The organism is Pseudomonas sp. NPDC087615, assembly GCF_044743445.1.
GTDB lineage: Bacteria > Pseudomonadota > Gammaproteobacteria > Pseudomonadales > Pseudomonadaceae > Aquipseudomonas > Aquipseudomonas baetica_A.
Window position 1 is genome coordinate 46143 of record NZ_JBIUWM010000015.1, and the last position, 14303, is coordinate 60445.

A 14303-nucleotide genomic window follows, 5' to 3' on the forward strand; every position below is an offset into this window, starting at 1 on the left:
AGTCAACCGAGTCCCTCGACGGCGAGCGCTGCCCGGAGAATCTCATGTCGATCCGATTGCTGCTGGCCACTGCATTGTCTCTGTGCGCTGTACCCGCAGTGCACGCTGTCGAGTACACCCGGGTCAACACGCATGCCAGTCAGATCAGCTTCACCTATAGCCAGATGGGCTCGCCGATGTACGGGACCTTCGGCAAGTTCGACGCGACGCTGGACTTCGATACCGACAACCTCGCTGGCGCCCAGACCTTCTTGCGCATCTACCTGAAGAGCATTGATGCCGGCAGTGAAGATGCCAATACCGAACTGGTCAAGTCGGCATGGTTCGACACCGGGAAATTCCCCGTGGCGGTGTTCGAATCCGGCCGTTTCAGCCAGGTTTCCGACAATCACTACCTGATCGACGGCAAACTCACCCTCAAGGGCATCACCCGCGACGTGCAGGTGCCGGTGCAATTGAAATCAGGCAGCAACATCGGCATTTTCAACGGCGAATTGCTGCTCAAACGCGATGAGTTCGGCCTCGGCACCGGAGAGTGGGCGGACACCTTTGTGTCCAAGGACATTGCTATCAAGTTCAAGATCGTGGCACCACAGCGGTGAGGTGCATGCCTTTTCAATGGCTGCCAAACAACTGGCGGATCAGGTTGGGTGTGCTGCCGGTCCAGCGCTTGAATGAGCGGCGAAAGTTTGCCGCATCGCTGAAACTCAGGTACTCGGCCACTTCCTCGTTACTCATGCCTTTGACCTGATACAGGTACAGCGCGACGTGTTTGCGCGCCAGATCCACTTGTTGCTGAAACCCGGTGTTATGTTTTCGCAGCTTGCGCTTGAGGGTGGCCGGGCTTATGGCGAAAGCCTGTGCGGCTTGTTCCAGGCTTGGTGGCTGACGGACGTGATCTTGCAAGTGGCGATACAGGCAATCAGTGAAGCTTTCGGCAAAGCCCAATGGCTCGATCTGTCGCAAACCTTCCGCTATCAGCCACGGATCACTGACGGCGTCGCCGTGTCGGTGCCGGCGGTACGCAATACCTTTCATTACCGGATCAAGTGAGTGGGGCGGCGTCATCCCGGTGACTGACGCCGCCCCTCAACGATCAATAGGCCCGCCAGTGACCTGGTACCCAGCGCCATTGATGACCGCCCCAGCGGTAGTGACCGGCGACCCAGTGATAACCCGGCGCCGGCATGACCGGCACCACCTCTACCAGCGGCGGTGGCCGATGCGGTCGGGCCGGCGCGACGACACAGCCTGATAGGGTGATGGCCACCAGCGTGACAGCGAGTAGGGATTTAATTGTTTTCGACATGGTGGTGTTCCCGCAAAGTGATCGATAGAGGCGCGTGGACAATCAACGCACCCAATGCCCTTCAACCCAGAACCCGTTCGGCCCTTGTGCCTGCCAGTGCCATTGGCCACAGCCGCCATTTGGACAGGGAACGCAAAACGCTCATGACAACGCCTCAAGGCCTGCGCAGGGAGTGAGCGCAGTTGAAGGGTTGGACGCTGAAACGGCAAAAAATCCCGTTTGGGCTAGATGAAATTTTTGTCAGGAAGGCTTTGCTGGGGGCCTGTTGGATGAGCGTTGAACACGTTTGCCTTTTCGCGAGCAAGCTCGCACACACTCGAACGCATCTCTCCTGTGGGAGCGGGCTTGCTCGCGAAAGCGCCGGTTCAGTCAGCACAGATACAGGCTGAGCGGACGCGCAAGGTATGATGTCGCGGTTTTCCGCCGGAGTTCACCCGCCATGCCACGCATCACCCACTACAAAACCCCATGCCCTGAGGGCATCAACAGCCAGATTCTGCAAATGGTTGTCGACTACCTGACCGACATCAGCGCCGTGGGCCTCGGCCCGAGCAACCTGCTGTACAACGTCTATCAGTATGCGGTCGGTTATGAGGTGCATCTGTATCTGGAAGCGTTGAATGGCGAGAAGGGCACCGAGGTGGAACTGCTGGTTGCCACCGATGAGCACGACCCGGAGCAGGTGATCGGTTTCCTCTTGTACCTGCCGGTGCAGGGCGACTGGGAAGCATGCAGCGTCGCCTACATGGCCGTGCGCGAAGGGCGTCGGCGTCAGGGCGTGGCGCGGGCCATGATCGGTGAAATGGTCGGGCGTTATCCTCACGCCGAACTGGCTTGCAGCATCGGCAAGGTCCCGTATTTCGAAGCGCTGGGCTTTGAGGTGATCGGTCAGCGCGAGACGCAAGTGCTGATGAGTACGCGGCATTACCGCAGCAACGGCTTGCATGGGTTCATCGACACCATGCCAATCTACCATTCGCTGGAGGTGCAGCAGATCCACACCTACCTGCTACAGAAAAACGGCAAGCGCGCCATGCTCGACGCCGAGAAACAGCGCGATCGGCATCTGGATCAAACCACCCGTCATACCGAGGAATTTGTTCGTCAGCGGCTGACCGTGCACTGATCGCGGCGACTCGACGTCTTTGCTCCCTCAGGAGGATTTGGGTGGTGTCAATCGATGCGCTGGAAGACCAAGGCCTTCAGGCCGCTTTCAGGGTCGACATCCGGGAACTCCGGCGGATTCTCCAGACGTTTTTCAAAGCGCAAACTCGGCGCTTGCTGCGTAACCCCGTCAATCAAAAAGTCCGAACCCAACGACGGATCGTTCATGCACGCCAGCACCGAGCCTTGCGCGCTCAGCAGTTCCGGCAAGCGTCGCAGCACGCGCTGGTAATCCTTGGTCAGCAAGAAACTGCCTTTCTGGAATGACGGCGGATCGATGATCACCAGATCGTACGGGCCGCTGTTGATCACTTTGCCCCAGGACTTGAACAGGTCGTGGCCAAGAAAAGTGACGTTGCTCACGTCATGGCCATTGAGCCGATGATTGTCGCGGCCGCGGCTCAGCGCTGCGCGGGACATGTCGAGGTTGACCACATGGCTGGCGCCACCCTCGATGGCCGCCACGGAGAAACCGCAGGTGTAGGCGAACAGATTCAGCACCCGCTTGCCCGCCGCTTGGTCGCGTACCCAGTCACGCCCGTAACGCATGTCGAGAAACAGCCCGGCGTTTTGCTTGCGCCCTAGGTCGACGCGGTACTGCAAGCCGCCCTCGACGATGGTCATTTCGTCGAGCTCATCGCCCAGCAGCCATTCGGCGGTGCTTTGTGGCAAGTAGCGATGCTGGATCAGCAACGTGTGCGCGCCGCATTGCTGCCACTCGCTCGAACCGCTGATGTCCAGCAGCAAACCCCTGAGGTTTTCCAGTTGTTCAGGCTCCGGCTCCTTGAACAGTGACACCAGCACCACGCCTTGCAGCCAGTCCACGGTCAGCTGTTCCAGCCCCGGCCAGCAACGCCCGCGTCCATGAAACAGGCGACGGGTCTCGCTGGGTGCCGCCGCCAGTGCAGGCAGCAAATGGGCGTGGAGGGTGGCGAGGGCTTGAGGGTTCATCGGTCACGGTCGGCAAGCAAAAGGGCCGGCATTTTAACCACAATTACGCCATTGCGAACGCTTGTCGCGGGTAGGTAAATACGACGTTTTTGAAAAGGCCTGTATCAAAAATGAATTTCTACAGAACCCGCCGCTCATACCAGATAAGCAGCGGATTAAAGCCGCTAAATCGTTAATGCAATTCAGGGAGTGCAGTTTCATGTGCCCAACACCCACGGCGGACGCGCACCTTCCTGGCGGGTTGATTCTGGTCGTTGAAGATGATCCGTTGATTCTGGAGTTTCTTTGCGAAATTCTTCAGGAGGAAGGTTTCAAGGTCGAGCCACAGACGAGCGCTGATGCCGCCTCGCAATATCTGGAGGAGCACGCGCCAGACGTGGCGCTGTTGCTCACCGACATCACCATGCCCGGCACCCTTAATGGCGCCGACTTGGCGAATCTGGTCGGCGATCGCTGGCCGGAAAAACCGGTGATGGTGATGTCCGGTTATGAAACGCCTGAGACTTCCGGGGTCAAGCACCCGGTGGCGTTCATCAAAAAACCCTGGGCCATCGGTCAGTTGCTCGACTGTGTGGACAGCGCGTTCAAATCCAAGGCTGCGCGCCTGCACTGACGCGCTGGGTGGATCGGCCGGGCAAGTGCTACATTGCCCGGCCAACCTGCCCGCCCTTGCCAGAGGATGCGACCCTTTGTCTGCTCACGATTGTGTATTCGACCGCGCGTTCGGCGCCTTCCTGTTCGACATGGACGGCACCGTCCTCAACTCCATCGCCACCGCCGAGCGGATCTGGTCAGCCTGGGCTGTGCGCCATGGAGTGGACGTTGAAACGTTCTTGCCGACCATTCATGGCGCGCGAGCCATCGACACCATCCATCGTTTGAACCTGCCGGGGGTGAATGCCGAAGAACAAGCGGCGTTCATCACCGAGGCGGAAATCGGCGACGTTGAAGGCATTGTCGAGATTCCCGGCGCAGCGGCGTTCCTCAACAGCCTGCCTGCCGAGCGCTGGGCCATGGTCACCTCGGCGCCGCGGGATCTGGCCTTGCGCCGGATGGCGGCAGCGGGCATTCCCGAGCCTGCGATGATGATTACGGCCGAAGATGTGAAGTCCGGCAAGCCCGATCCCGCCGGTTATCTCTTGGCCGCCAAGCGTCTGGGAGTTGAGCCGCGCCACTGTCTGATCTTCGAAGACGCCGCTGTTGGTATCCAGGCGGCTAAAGCCGCCGGCGCGCCGCTGATGATCATTACCACGACGCACCAGCATCCGCTCGAAACCGCGCATGCGACATTGGCCAGTTACGAGGCGATCAGCGTCAAAGTCGACAGCGATGGTCAACTGCGCCTGCGAAAAAACTGATACCCCGCAATCCCTGTGGGCGCTGGGTAATTTCGGGCTCAGTAGACGCCGGGCAACAGGCGCCAGCTCCGAGCGCAGTAGGCGTCGTACTCGGCGCCGAACTGACCGCGCAGCAACGCTTCTTCCGAATGGATACGGGCGATCAGCGGGATCAGTGTCAGCGCCGCCAGCAACAATCCGATGACCGAACGAAATGCCAGCGCCCAGCCCATGGCATTGATCACCAGGCCCAGATAACTCGGGTTGCGCAGATGTTGGTAGATGCCATCGGTGACCAAACGATGCCCCGGCTGAATGGCCACCAACCCACTGAAGCGCCGGCCCAACACAAATACCGGCCACAAGCGCAACGCACCGCCGACAATACCCAGCGATTGGCCCGATCCTCACGCTCGCCGGCACTCATGTTCACGTCGGTAAACAGCGACGCTACGACCATGGCCACGGTTGCGAGCGCGATCAACACCAGCGATCCATGGGAGAAAAACACGGCTATGCCGCCGATCCCCCACACCGCCAGGCCTAGATAGGCGAGGGTTGCGAGCACGGCCACCAAGGTCATTTGCGCAGACATTTTCATGGTCACCTCATTAAGGGCGCTGATGTTTCGAAAATCACCAACAGGCTGATGTCGGCATCGGTTGATGCCGGAGGGCTCATTGGGTGGCGGTATCTTTTAAGTAAAGCAGCCACGGCATTTCGCGCAGCATTACCCCGGTCGGCGGCTCACTCACCCATGCAATATCGAGACTACGCTGTCTCAGGCCTTCCAATGGCTCGGCGGAACTGAAGTTGTACAGCGCGATATTGCCAATCGATGAGGTGAAAGCATGAAGATTGATCTGAGTGGGAAACTGGCCATTGTCAGCGGCAGCACCGCAGGCATCGGTCTGGGCATCAGCCAGTCGCTGGCCGAATCCGGCGCCACGGTGGTGGTGATCGGCCGCGACACGGCCAAGGTCGAACAGGCGCTGGCGAGCATTCGGCAGAAGGTGCCGGGTGCTCAGTTGCGCGGTTTGGTGGCGGATCTGGGCACCGCTGAAGGCGCGGAAAAACTCTTCGCCGCCGAACCGCGCGCCGACATTCTGGTGAATAACCTCGGCATCTTTAATAACGTCGACTTCTTCGACGCGCCGGACAGTGAGTGGACGCGTTTCTATGAGGTCAACGTTATTTCCGGTGTGCGTCTGTCGCGGCATTATGTGCCGGCGATGGTCGAGCAGGGCTGGGGCCGGGTGATTTTCCTGTCCTCGGAGTCCGGGGTGGCGACGCCGGCCGACATGATCAATTATGGCGTGACTAAAAGCGCCAACCTCGCGGTGTCCCACGGCCTGGCCAAACGCCTGGCTGGCACTGGCGTGACGGTCAATGCGATCCTGCCGGGGCCGACGTTTACAGATGGCCTGGAAGAGATGCTCAAGGATGCCGCCGCCGAATCCGGCCGCAATCTGCGCGAGGAGGCTGACGTCTTTGTGCGCAAGGCGCGTCCGACCTCGATCATCCAGCGTGTGGCCGATGTCGAAGAAGTCGCGCATCTGGTGACCTACATCGCTTCACCGCTGTCCTCGGCCACCACCGGTGCCGCTCTGCGGGTCGACGGTGGTGTGGTCGACAGCCTGACCATCTGACAACCGAATTCCCCAAGAGAGACGTTTATCCATGGCAACTGCATCCGCAACAATCGACATCCCGGCCTCGGCCGATCAGGTCTGGCAATTGATCGGCGGTTTCAACACGCTGCCGGACTGGCTGCCGTTCATTCCCAGCAGTGAATTGAGTGAAGGCGGTCGTGTACGTACCCTCAAGACCGCTGATGGCGCGGTGGTGATCGAGCGTTTGCAAACGTTCGATAACGCCGAGAAGACCTACAGCTACTCGATCGAACAGGCACCGTTTCCAGCCACCGATTACCTGGCGACCATCAAAGTCCAAGCCCAAGGGCAGGGCGCACGAGTGACGTGGTCGGGGCGCTTCACCGCTAAAGGCGTGAGCGATGAGGAAGTGGTGGCACTGTTCAACGGTATCTATCAGGGTGGCCTTGAGGCCCTGCGGGCCAATTACCCGGTTTAATGATCATTTACAAAAAACCGTGGGAGCGGGCTTGCTCGCGAAAGCAGAGTGTCAGTCGCCGGAGGGATTGACTGATACGGCGCCTTCGCGAGCAAGCCCGCTCCCGCAGGGGGGGCTCAGGCATTAGTGATCAAACGCTGCCGGCAATCGAGCACCAGTTTTGCCCCACCCAAATCACTGCTGCCCACCTCGAGATGGAAGCCATGCAAGCTGACAATCGCCGCGACGATCGACAGCCCAAGGCCAAAGCCACTCTGCGGTTGCCCACCCTCGGCGCGGTAGAAACGCTGGAACACCGCCTCACGCTCGGCCTCTGGGATTCCCGGTCCTGAGTCGTGTACTTCGATGCGCGTGTGCCCGGCATCATTCACGCCACGCAACATCACCGTGCCGCCGGCCGGCGTGAACTTGATCGAGTTGCTCAGCAGATTCGCCAAAGCTTCGAACAACAACGCTCGGTCGCCATTGAGCGGGGGCAGGGTCTGCGGCATGTTCAGCACGAAACGCAGCTCGCCTTCTTCTGCCAGCGGCAGGTAAAACGCGTGCAGTTCTTCCAGCAGCAAGACCGGGTCAAGCTCGACAAACCCTGAGCGACGCTGGCGATCCTCCAATTCGGAAATCCGCAACAACCCGCGAAACCGCGCCATCAGCGTATCCGCCTCGGCCAGCACCAGGTCCAGTTGCGCCGCTTCTGGCGAGCCTTCACCGGCCTGCTGCTGGATGCGATACAACTGCGCCCGCAGTCGGGTCAATGGCGTGCGCAGATCATGGGCAATGTTGTCGCACACGCCTTTGACTTCATTCATCAGCCGTTCGATGCGCTCAAGCATGGCGTTGACGATGGCGGCGAGCATGTCCAGCTCATCACGGCGATTGGACAGCGGCAATCGGTGGGTCAGGTCACCGGCGACAATGGCTTGCGCGCTGTCCTGAATCGCACGAATGCGCCGCAATGGCCGGCGCCGCAGCAAGTGCCAACCGGCAATCCCCGGCAAAATCGTCAGTGACACGCCCCAGAACAGCGCGTGCAGGATGATCCGCGTTACCGCGAACAGCGAGCCGTTGTCACGCAGCAGGACCAGCCAGCGTCCGTCGCGGGTTTGCGTCGCGACGGCGTCGCAGCTGTCGGCCGGCAGGGTCGGATCATCGGAATCGGCGCAGTTGGCCAACATGTGGATTTTGCCGTCCAGTGGCAGGCCTTCAGGAATTTGCTGCAAGGCACCGCCGAGGTACCTGCCGTGCGTGTCGAACAGCCCGTAGGCGTCGATACCGCGAATATCGAAGGTCATGCTCGCGGCGAGCGCTTCTTCGAGTTGTTCGCCGAGAAAGTGCGAAAACAGATGCTGACGTTGCATCAGCGAATGCTTGGCAAGGTTGTCGAGGTAGCCGGAAACCTCGTAATACATGACCCCCATGAGGATCGCGCTCCACGCCACGAACAGCGAACTGTATAGCGCCAGCAAGCGGCTGCTGGAGGAACGCCAGCCGTCAGACGGGTTCGGCAATGACATAACCGGAGCCCCGTACCGTGCGGATCAGCGGAACGTTGCCCGCAGCGTCGATCTTCTTGCGCAACCGGCCGATGTGCACGTCGATCAGGTTGGTGCCGGGGTCGAAGTGATAGCCCCAGACCTCTTCGAAAATCATCATTCGCGAGAGGATCTGCCCGCTGTTGCGCATTAGGAATTCCAGCAGTTTGTATTCGGTCGGCAGTAGCGTCAGCACTTGCTCGGCGCGCCGTGCTTCGTGGCTGATCAGGTCCAGCTCAAGGTCCGCGACCTGCAACGTCGTTGCCTGGGTGGCGCCGCTGTGCTGGCGACGCAGCAACACTTCAACCCGTGCCGCCATCTCGTCGGTGGCGAACGGTTTGGTCAGGTAGTCATCGCCACCGGCGCGCAAGCCGCGCACGCGCTCATCGACATCGGACAGGGCGCTGATCATCAGTATCGGCGTGGCCACGCCCATGGTGCGCAGCGTGGTGACGATGGCCAGGCCATCAAGCTCGGGCAGCATGCGGTCGAGGGTGATCAAGTCATAGTGACCACTGGCGGCGCGTGCGAGGCCTTCGCGGCCATTGTCGACCCAATCCACATCCAGGCCGTGGCTGCTGAGTTCGGCGACGATTTCCCGGGCGGTCACGGCGTCGTCTTCGATGGTCAAAATTCGCGTCATAGGGCAGGCCTTGATCGGTTCAAACGGAATGGCAGCATTTTGCCAAGAAATTTCCGTCACGCTTTAAATTAACTTTCATGTAGGGGCTGTCACAAACGCACAGATCGGCGCGTTGTGGCGGCCAGTGCCAATGCATAAAACCCGTACAAAAATCCCTTACTTTGCAAATTGCAATGTCCTGAGAAGTTCATCTTTTATAAGTAATTGAAAATAAAGAATTTATTTGTTGTTGGTGAATGGCACGGTCACTGCAATTCCCGTTGTGACCAGTTGTAACACCATTTTTCATGCCTGGAGCAGAACAACAATGAATAGATCCTCTGATGGGCTTTATCCTGCCTACGAACAGTCCAGCAGCGTTTCAGGTGTGTCCTGGGGCGCCATTTTCGCAGGTGCCGCGGCAGCCGCGGCACTGTCGATGATTCTGGTGCTGCTGGGCTTTGGTTTGGGCTTCTCTGCCGTTTCACCGTGGGCCGGGGAGGGCGTCAGCGCCAAGGGCTTGGGCATTTCGACCATTATCTGGTTGGCGGTGACGCAAATCATCGCTTCCGGCATGGGCGGTTATATTGCCGGTCGTCTGCGGGTGAAGTGGGCAAACATGCACGGTGACGAGGTTTACTTTCGTGACACCGCCCATGGTTTCCTCGCCTGGTGTGTGGCAACGCTGGTGACGGCGATCCTCGTGGTCGGTTCGGTCAGCAGCGTCATCAGTGGCGGCGTGCAGGCCGGTGCCAGTGTGGCCAGTGGCGCCGCCAGCGCCATGACCCAAGCGGCCGGTACTGCGGCGGCGAACACCAACAGCAATCAATATGGCTACTTCATTGACAGCCTGTTCCGTGATGATCGCCCAGCCTCCGTCAGCGATGACGCCGCTCATGGTGCGGTGGCGCGGATCTTCGCGCAAAGCCTGGCCAATGGTCAGCTCAGCGCCGAAGACCGTACCTACCTTGCCCAACTGGTCGCACAACGGACCAACCTGACTCAGGCCGATGCTGAGCGTCGTGTCGATGAGGTCTACGCTCGAACCCAGAAAGCCATCGCCGACGCCAAGCTCAAAGCCCAGCAAGCTGCCGACACCGCCGCCAAAGTCGCTGCCTGGACGTCGCTGTGGATGTTCATCGCGCTGCTGGCCGGTGCCTTCTTCGCCAGCCTCGCGGCCACGTTCGGCGGTCGCCGCCGGGATGCGGTCGAGTACGTCGAAATCGATACCTACGCCACCACCACACTGCCTCCAGTCCGTTAAAAAGGGAGAATCACCATGCGCTCACTTCTGCTGTTTTTCCTCGGTGTACCGATCCCGATCATCATCCTGATCGCGCTGTTCGTGCACTGATTGCTTTATTGAGGCTTATGCCTCGGCCGCTTCCACCTTCGGGTGGAAGCGGCTTTTTGCTTTCTGGACGGCCAACGGCGAGAATCGCCGGCGGAGGTGGATTGGCCGCTTTCACTGTTAGTTAAGGATGAGCACGTTGGACAAGAAGGAAATCAAGCGGCAACTGGTCGAGATGCTCGACGCTGGCCGCTCCAAAACCGAAATCTTCAAGGCGCTCTCGGGTGGGAAGGTCAAGGATCGGGTGTTGGCTGCATGGATTGGCGGCCGGCCTGACCCCGCTCTCAGAGAGCGTCATTCACTCAAGGTCACGATTCTGGTGGTGCTTACCTGCATTCAGGCATTGATCGGCGCCTTTGCCGGGTTCTTCCTGTTTTATGAAGTCAGTGCGGGCATGGCCCTGATAGTCATGCTGTTGGCGGGCGGCATTCCCTTGTTGTTCGCCTGGGGCTTCTACAAGAACATTGCTGCGGTTTACACCGTCTACGTGATCCTGACGATCAGCCAGTTGTCGCGCATGTTCAAAGGCTTCGATGAAGACCCGGTGTCTACCCTGATCGGCGTTGGCATCACCCTGGCGATAGTGGGCTACGCGGCCTGGCTGAAAACTCTGCTGTTTCCGGACCTGGGGTTCATCGGCGCGAAAAAGATCAAAGGGCAGTTCGTCTTCTCCAACTGATCGTTGAACAATCCGACTGCTTTCACTGGCCTGGATCAATGTTTTTCCTGGCGACTTCGCCTAACTTAAATGATCCAGGCCTTTGCTGAGGAATGAACTACATTGCTTGTCGCGCACCTCGCTGTGCTGACGAAGTATCCGCGTCGACGCCCTAATCACAGCAAAAAATGCGTCGACAAGGTGTAGTGCAGCAAGGAGCTGACACAACCTCAACCGAACCTTCACGGATGAACACCGCAATGCACTGCCTAGAACGAACCTTTGATATCCAGCCCTTGGCCCAGGCGGATATGACCGTCCACATCAACGGCCAACCGATCTCCGCCGCCATCGGCGAAACCGTCCTCAGCGTTATTCAATCCCTCGGTGTGCGCCAGATCGCACGCAACGATCATGACCAGATCACCGGCGCCTACTGCGGCATGGGCGTGTGCCAGTGCTGCCTGGTGAAAATCAATGGCCGGCACAAACGCCGCGCCTGCCAGACCGTCGTGCGTGACGGTATGCAGATCGAAACCCAGGTCAACCGCATCGCCGGGCAGGAGGTCGTATGAGCCTGCAACCGGTCATCGTCGGCGGTGGGCCGGCGGGAATGGCAGCGGCCATCGAACTGGCGCGCCACGGGGTGCGCTGCACGTTGCTCGAAGAAGCTTCGCGCCTGGGCGGTGTGGTCTATCGCGGCCCGCTGCGTGATGGCGTGCAACTGGATTATCTGGGGCCGCGTTACGCTGAAGCGTTGGGCAAACTGCACGGCGACTTCCAGGAGCAAGCCGGCCTGATCGACGTGCGCCTTAACCATCGTGTGGTCGGCGCCGAGGGCACCCGTGCACTGGTAGTGCTGGATGGCGACGAGCAACTGCACGAGATCCACTACCCGCAATTGCTGCTCGCTGCGGGTTGCCATGAACGCAGCGTGCCGTTTCCCGGTTGGACGCTGCCGGGGGTGATCATGCTTGGCGGTCTGCAACTGCAAATCAAGAGTGGCGTGGTCAAGCCGCAGGGGCCGGTGGTAATCGCCGGCACCGGGCCGTTGCTGCCGCTGGTGGCGACTCAGTTGCACGCTTCTGGCGTGAAGGTCGCGGGGGTGTATGAGGCCTGTGCATTCGGCAAGATCGCCCGCGAGAGCCTGGCGCTGCTGAACAAGCCGCAACTGTTCCTCGACGGCTTGAGCATGCTCGCTTACCTGAAACTGCACGGCATCGCGATGAATTACGGTTGGGGCGTGGTCGAAGCCCACGGCGAGGGCGAACTGAAAAGCGTCAGCGTCGCCCCGTACTCGGCCACTTGGGAACCGGACATGTCCCGCGTCGAGCGCTTTGAAGCCAAGACCCTGGCGGTCGGCTACGGATTCATTCCTCGCACCCAACTCAGCCAGCAAATGGGCCTGGATCACGGCTTTAGCGACGACGGTTACCTGCGCGCCAACGCGAACATCTGGCAGCAAAGCAACGAACCTCATGTGCATCTGGCCGGCGACATGGGCGGCATTCGCGGTGGTGAAGCGGCAATGCTCGCCGGCAAGATCGCCGCGACGTCGATCCTGCTGCAACGCGGTGTTCTCGACGAGGAACTGGCCCGCGTTCGCCGTGATCGTTATCTGGGCAAACTCAAAGCCATCGTGCGTTTCCGTGCGGCGGTGGATCGTTATACCGAACGAGGCGTCGGCCAGACCGCGCTACCGGCTCCAGACACGGTGATCTGCCGTTGCGAGCACGCCACCCGTGCCGACATTGATCGTGCGCTGGAGCAGGGTGTTCAAGACATCGCCAGCCTGAAAATGCGTACCCGCGTAAGCATGGGCGATTGCCAGGGGCGCATGTGCGTCGGCTATTGCAGTGACAGACTGCGCCAGGCCACCGGGCGCAAGGACGTCGGTTGGCTGCGCCCGCGCTTCCCGATTGATCCGATCCCTTTTTCCGCGTTTCAGAATATCGGCACGGAGGCCGCTTCCCATGAGTAAGTTCTATGACGTGGTCATTGCGGGTGGCGGCGTAATCGGGGCGTCCTGCGCCTATCAATTGTCCAAACGCAAAAACCTTAAGGTCGCGCTGATCGATGCCAAGCGTCCGGGCAACGCGACCCGCGCTTCGGCCGGCGGTTTATGGGCCATCGGTGAGTCGGTAGGGCTTGGCTGCGGGGTGATTTTCTTCCGCATGATGTCGGCCAACCGCAAGCGCGAAACCCAGGGCGCGGCGGTGGCGGTGGACGCCAGCACGCCGCACATCCTGCCGGAATCGTTCTTCGATTTCGCCTTGCAATCCAACGCGCTTTACCCAGCGTTGCACCGCGAGTTGAAGGACAACCACGGCATGGATTTCAAGTTCGAAAAGACCGGCCTGAAATTCGTGATTTATGACGACGAGGATCGGCTCTACGCCGAACACATCGTCGGCTGCATTGCGCATCTGGCCGATCAGGTGCGCTGGCTTGATCAAGCCGCACTGCGCGAAGCGGAACCGAGCGTCAGCCATGAAGCGTGCGGGGCGCTGGAGTTTCTCTGCGATCACCAGGTCAGCCCGTTCCGCCTCGCCGATGCCTACATGGATGGCGCGCGGCAGAATGGCGTCGACATCTTCGTCAACACCAACGTCACAGGCGTGTTGCACCACGGCACCCGCGTGACCGGCGTGCAGACGACCGAGGCGGGTGTGTTCCACTGCAAGACGCTGATCAACGCGGGCGGCGCCTGGGCGGCGGATTTGAGTGAGTGGGCGACCGGCATCCGCATCCCGGTGAAGCCGGTAAAAGGCCAGATTCTGCTGACCGAGCGCATGCCGAAGATCCTCAACGGTTGCCTGACCACCAGTGACTGCTATGTGGCGCAAAAGGACAACGGCGAGATCCTGATCGGTAGCACCACCGAAGACAAAGGCTTCGATGTCACCACCACCTACCCGGAAATCGCCGGGCTGGTGCAGGGCGCGGTGCGCTGCCTGCCGGAGCTCAAGGACGTCAATCTCAAACGCACCTGGGCGGGGTTGCGTCCGGGGTCGCCGGATGAGTTGCCGATCCTTGGGCCGATGCGCGGGGTGGAGGGCTATCTGAATGCCTGCGGACATTTCCGCACCGGCATTCTGACTTCGGCGATTACCGGTGTACTGCTGGACAAACTGGTCAACGATGAGCCATTGCCGTTGGACATCACGCCGTTTCTGGCGGATCGGTTTGAAGTGGCACCGGTCGAGCCAGCGCTCGAATTAGAGATGGCCTGACCTAAGCAAGCCAGTTCCCACAGTGATCGAGTCGTACCAGCATTCTGTACACGACGCG

15 protein-coding genes and 3 pseudogenes are annotated in these 14303 nt (G+C 60.1%); 12 read left to right on the forward strand and 6 right to left on the reverse strand.

Annotation, left to right across the window (positions count from 1 at the left end; translation table 11 throughout):
• Positions 1-44: 44 nt before the first annotated feature.
• A complete protein-coding gene (locus tag ACIOU6_RS09930; protein ID WP_401135777.1) occupies positions 45-602 on the forward strand; it encodes a YceI family protein in 558 nt (185 codons plus the stop codon).
• 13 nt (positions 603-615) lie between these two features.
• On the opposite strand, the pseudogene ACIOU6_RS09935 reads toward ACIOU6_RS09930, so the two are convergent.
• A pseudogene (locus tag ACIOU6_RS09935) lies at positions 616-960 on the reverse strand (helix-turn-helix domain-containing protein); the annotation flags it as partial.
• Between ACIOU6_RS09935 and ACIOU6_RS09940 the strand changes: the two are divergent.
• Positions 952-1053 (forward strand): annotated as a pseudogene (locus ACIOU6_RS09940) (energy transducer TonB); the annotation flags it as partial. The pseudogenes ACIOU6_RS09935 and ACIOU6_RS09940 overlap by 9 nt on opposite strands.
• A 43-nt stretch (positions 1054-1096) precedes the next feature.
• Here the strand turns inward: ACIOU6_RS09940 and ACIOU6_RS09945 are convergent.
• Entirely contained in the window at positions 1097-1309 is a 213-nt protein-coding gene (locus tag ACIOU6_RS09945; protein ID WP_221734338.1) for a YXWGXW repeat-containing protein, read from the reverse strand.
• A gap of 439 nt (positions 1310-1748) precedes the next feature.
• On the opposite strand from ACIOU6_RS09945, the gene ACIOU6_RS09950 reads away from it, so the two are divergent.
• Positions 1749-2435, forward strand: a complete 687-nt coding sequence (locus ACIOU6_RS09950; protein WP_401135781.1) for a GNAT family N-acetyltransferase — start codon at positions 1749-1751, stop codon at positions 2433-2435.
• A 47-nt stretch (positions 2436-2482) separates the two neighbouring features.
• Here the strand turns inward: ACIOU6_RS09950 and ACIOU6_RS09955 are convergent, their stop codons facing one another.
• A complete protein-coding gene (locus tag ACIOU6_RS09955; protein ID WP_221734336.1) occupies positions 2483-3424 on the reverse strand; it encodes a class I SAM-dependent methyltransferase in 942 nt (313 codons plus the stop codon).
• Between the two features lie 199 nt (positions 3425-3623).
• Here ACIOU6_RS09955 and ACIOU6_RS09960 point away from each other — a divergent pair, with 199 nt between their 5' ends.
• Both ACIOU6_RS09960 and ACIOU6_RS09965 read left to right on the forward strand, forming a co-directional pair.
• Positions 3624-4037: a response regulator gene (locus tag ACIOU6_RS09960; RefSeq protein WP_221734335.1), complete on the forward strand. Its 414-nt coding sequence runs from the start codon at positions 3624-3626 to the stop codon at positions 4035-4037.
• Positions 4038-4113: 76 nt separating this feature from the next.
• Positions 4114-4782, forward strand: a complete 669-nt coding sequence (locus tag ACIOU6_RS09965; RefSeq protein ID WP_401135784.1) for an HAD family hydrolase — start codon at positions 4114-4116, stop codon at positions 4780-4782.
• 38 nt (positions 4783-4820) lie between these two features.
• Here the strand turns inward: ACIOU6_RS09965 and ACIOU6_RS09970 are convergent.
• Positions 4821-5362 (reverse strand): annotated as a pseudogene (locus tag ACIOU6_RS09970) (methyltransferase family protein).
• A 250-nt stretch (positions 5363-5612) separates the two neighbouring features.
• On the opposite strand from ACIOU6_RS09970, the gene ACIOU6_RS09975 reads away from it, so the two are divergent.
• The gene (locus tag ACIOU6_RS09975) at positions 5613-6410 is read left to right on the forward strand and encodes an SDR family NAD(P)-dependent oxidoreductase (protein ID WP_401135786.1); all 798 of its coding nucleotides are present in this window, start codon (positions 5613-5615) and stop codon (positions 6408-6410) included.
• Between the two features lie 31 nt (positions 6411-6441).
• Positions 6442-6852, forward strand: a complete 411-nt coding sequence (locus ACIOU6_RS09980; RefSeq protein WP_401135789.1) for an SRPBCC family protein — start codon at positions 6442-6444, stop codon at positions 6850-6852.
• Positions 6853-6968: 116 nt separating this feature from the next.
• On the opposite strand, the gene ACIOU6_RS09985 is transcribed toward ACIOU6_RS09980, so the two are convergent.
• Together ACIOU6_RS09985 and ACIOU6_RS09990 are read right to left on the reverse strand one after the other, a co-directional pair.
• Positions 6969-8363 carry a HAMP domain-containing sensor histidine kinase gene (locus ACIOU6_RS09985; protein WP_221734330.1) on the reverse strand — a complete coding sequence of 465 codons (1395 nt, stop codon included), beginning with the start codon at positions 8361-8363 and terminating at the stop codon, positions 6969-6971.
• Positions 8341-9024 (reverse strand): response regulator transcription factor, encoded by a 684-nt coding sequence (locus ACIOU6_RS09990; protein ID WP_221734329.1) that lies wholly within the window; start codon positions 9022-9024, stop codon positions 8341-8343. Before ACIOU6_RS09990 ends, ACIOU6_RS09985 begins: the two co-directional genes overlap by 23 nt.
• A 307-nt stretch (positions 9025-9331) precedes the next feature.
• Between ACIOU6_RS09990 and ACIOU6_RS09995 the strand changes: the two genes are divergently transcribed.
• From ACIOU6_RS09995 to hcnC, 5 genes are all read left to right on the forward strand, one after another.
• Positions 9332-10267: a hypothetical protein gene (locus tag ACIOU6_RS09995; protein ID WP_401135793.1), complete on the forward strand. Its 936-nt coding sequence runs from the start codon at positions 9332-9334 to the stop codon at positions 10265-10267.
• Positions 10268-10484: 217 nt separating this feature from the next.
• Positions 10485-11033, forward strand: a complete 549-nt coding sequence (locus ACIOU6_RS10000; protein ID WP_401135796.1) for a hypothetical protein — start codon at positions 10485-10487, stop codon at positions 11031-11033.
• A gap of 239 nt (positions 11034-11272) precedes the next feature.
• Positions 11273-11587, forward strand: coding sequence for a (2Fe-2S)-binding protein (locus tag ACIOU6_RS10005; protein WP_401135798.1), 315 nt, complete (start codon positions 11273-11275; stop codon positions 11585-11587).
• Entirely contained in the window at positions 11584-12993 is a 1410-nt protein-coding gene (gene hcnB / locus ACIOU6_RS10010) for a cyanide-forming glycine dehydrogenase subunit HcnB (protein ID WP_221733639.1), read from the forward strand. The genes ACIOU6_RS10005 and hcnB overlap by 4 nt, the downstream gene beginning before the upstream one ends.
• A complete protein-coding gene (hcnC, locus tag ACIOU6_RS10015) occupies positions 12986-14245 on the forward strand; it encodes a cyanide-forming glycine dehydrogenase subunit HcnC (protein ID WP_401135801.1) in 1260 nt (419 codons plus the stop codon). The genes hcnB and hcnC overlap by 8 nt, the downstream gene beginning before the upstream one ends.
• Positions 14246-14303 lie beyond the last annotated feature (58 nt).

Excerpts from the sequence above, each read along its gene's own strand:
- ACIOU6_RS09930 (WP_401135777.1), top strand. The coding sequence starts at position 45 with ATGTCGATCCGATTGCTGCTGGCCACTGCATTGTCTCTGTGCGCTGTA.
- ACIOU6_RS09945 (WP_221734338.1), bottom strand. The coding sequence starts at position 1,309 with ATGTCGAAAACAATTAAATCCCTACTCGCTGTCACGCTGGTGGCCATC.
- ACIOU6_RS09950 (WP_401135781.1), top strand. The coding sequence starts at position 1,749 with ATGCCACGCATCACCCACTACAAAACCCCATGCCCTGAGGGCATCAAC.
- ACIOU6_RS09955 (WP_221734336.1), bottom strand. The coding sequence starts at position 3,424 with ATGAACCCTCAAGCCCTCGCCACCCTCCACGCCCATTTGCTGCCTGCA.
- ACIOU6_RS09960 (WP_221734335.1), top strand. The coding sequence starts at position 3,624 with ATGTGCCCAACACCCACGGCGGACGCGCACCTTCCTGGCGGGTTGATT.
- ACIOU6_RS09975 (WP_401135786.1), top strand. The coding sequence starts at position 5,613 with ATGAAGATTGATCTGAGTGGGAAACTGGCCATTGTCAGCGGCAGCACC.
- ACIOU6_RS09980 (WP_401135789.1), top strand. The coding sequence starts at position 6,442 with ATGGCAACTGCATCCGCAACAATCGACATCCCGGCCTCGGCCGATCAG.
- ACIOU6_RS09985 (WP_221734330.1), bottom strand. The coding sequence starts at position 8,363 with ATGTCATTGCCGAACCCGTCTGACGGCTGGCGTTCCTCCAGCAGCCGC.
- ACIOU6_RS09990 (WP_221734329.1), bottom strand. The coding sequence starts at position 9,024 with ATGACGCGAATTTTGACCATCGAAGACGACGCCGTGACCGCCCGGGAA.
- ACIOU6_RS09995 (WP_401135793.1), top strand. The coding sequence starts at position 9,332 with ATGAATAGATCCTCTGATGGGCTTTATCCTGCCTACGAACAGTCCAGC.
- ACIOU6_RS10000 (WP_401135796.1), top strand. The coding sequence starts at position 10,485 with ATGAGCACGTTGGACAAGAAGGAAATCAAGCGGCAACTGGTCGAGATG.
- ACIOU6_RS10005 (WP_401135798.1), top strand. The coding sequence starts at position 11,273 with ATGCACTGCCTAGAACGAACCTTTGATATCCAGCCCTTGGCCCAGGCG.
- hcnB (WP_221733639.1), top strand. The coding sequence starts at position 11,584 with ATGAGCCTGCAACCGGTCATCGTCGGCGGTGGGCCGGCGGGAATGGCA.
- hcnC (WP_401135801.1), top strand. The coding sequence starts at position 12,986 with ATGAGTAAGTTCTATGACGTGGTCATTGCGGGTGGCGGCGTAATCGGG.